Origin of the sequence: Clostridium sp. (genome assembly GCF_051654825.1) — a bacterium.
Classification (GTDB): domain Bacteria; phylum Bacillota; class Clostridia; order Clostridiales; family Clostridiaceae; genus Clostridium.
This window is the reverse complement of the sequence record NZ_JBOFYU010000260.1, coordinates 1-2046: the sequence shown is the minus strand read 5'-3', so window position 1 is coordinate 2046 and position 2046 is coordinate 1. Positions and strand designations below refer to the sequence as shown.

Annotated in this window: 1 protein-coding gene; it reads left to right on the top strand. The window is 31.6% G+C overall.

Annotation, left to right across the window (positions count from 1 at the left end; translation table 11 throughout):
• The first annotated feature begins 244 nt into the window (after positions 1-244).
• On the top strand, positions 245-826 hold the full coding sequence (locus ACRDBA_RS15815) for a hypothetical protein (RefSeq protein ID WP_438573891.1): 582 nt from the start codon (positions 245-247) through the stop codon (positions 824-826).
• Positions 827-2046: the final 1220 nt, after the last annotated feature.

Here is a 2046-nt window from a genome sequence, read left to right as displayed (position 1 = left end):
GAGTAATCACTGGATCTTCAAGAGTAATTTGCTGGCTAGTATTTTTACGAAACATAGATGTTCCTCTTTCAAGTTTTTGCTTTATTGTACCATATTTAGAGCATGTAGTAATAAAAACTAGCCTTTTTGTGGGCTAATCTTAATTATTCTATCGCTTAATTGTGTTGATTTTAATTGTATTTTTTGACTTTTATATTTAATTGTTCTATAATTTATTTATCTTGTTTAAAAAGGAGTTATACCTATGCTATTTTTATCCTCTAAGAATAAAAGCATTGTCCATAAAATCCTTTCTTTTACTTTAGCCATTGTTATTTTAACTACTACTGTAAACATTGGCTTACTTTTACTGAGCCGACATCGTATTACTACGCTAAAAATTGAAGACCAAGAAAACTACATTGATTTATATGCTTATTCCACAGATCACATTTTCACTGCCCTTACCAATATTCTTACTTACATAGAAAATTCTCATGCTGTACAGGATGTTTTCTCTACCAGAACCTATTCTGCCCATGACTATATCAAAGTACAGCAAGATATTTTTAATCTTCTTTCTACTTTTACTATTACATCTGATACAATACAGGAAGCCTTGATTTTCTCTAGCAATGATGACTTTCTTTATACGAATAATGGCCTGATCAAACCTAAAACATTTTATGCTAACCGTTTTGAATCAGACTATGCAAGCTGGTTAACTACTATTTCAAAAGCTTATCCTTCTCCCTCACTGATTAAACTCCTTACACTCGCAAATGTATTTGATCATACTTTAAAATCTATCCCCAGTGATGAAAGGCAAATCTTTATTTTAAATTAATCCCATGAAATTTTGGCTAGTAATTCCCCAATCTCCCTTGATCATTTCTTTGAGTTTGAAAATCAAACCTCTATTAGTCAAAGTAGTTACTCTCCTCAAAATGGACTTACTTCCGTACTCACTTCCACACTTGAGGGACTTTATTATGTTATCTGTACACCTAATCAACTACTTTTCAAAGGATTAAATTCAATTTTTATTATTTCTATTTTAATTTCTCTGATTCTAATGGGGACACTTCTCTTGCTTTCAATTAAATTTTCCTCTAGTTTGTATGCCCCTTTCCGCACTACTCTAGATGTTTTGAAGGATATCAATGTTGCGCCACTCCCCACTAATTCTATCAATGAATTAGAGTTTATTAAAAATCAAGTTTTACAAATTGCTTCTATTAATCATAACCTCAAAAATAAAATTAGTGATTCAACCCAGCTGATTTTTGAATCGATTTTATTAAAACTTATTATGGGCAATGAAAATGCAAATAAGACCCTTATTGAAACCACTCATTATGGCTTAGGTTTTGGAGAAGGCCTATATAATACTTTTGTTATACGATGGATCTCCCTACTACTAGTGAGGAACTATTTTTCACCGAATATCGTGAGCGTTTACATCAATTGATTCTCTCACATACATCCTTTTCTACTCTAAAAATTATTGAACCCAGACAAAATGAGTTAACCATCGTCAGTTATTACAATCATGCAAACCAATATACAGAAGCTATCAATACTTATCAGCTTCTTGCCAATCGCCTTACACAACTTATTCCTCATGCCACATTCTACATTGGTTGTAGTCCTTACACTACTAGTATTATTCACTTAAATGATTGCTATCAGCAGTCCCTTCAAATGATTAGACATCGTAATATTAAATCCACTGATTCTATTATTCTAGAAGATGTCAGTCATTATGATATCCAACCCTATCTACCTAGTCATTTTGAATCCGAAATAGAAGCCATGCTAGATAGCGAACAAAAAGAACCTGCCAAAAAATATATTCTTTATATTTTAGAACGTAATTATAAATTAGAAATTTCCATGTCTACCTATTTACGAACTTGTGCCACCATTAATAACTTCTTCATGCGTTACTGTAGAAGTAAAAACAAGTCTCCACAAGACTTTATGAGACTGCATCAATAAAATCTTCTGATAATCATTACCTAATATTCCTCCCATAGCAAAAATAAACATAATAATAATAGTTGG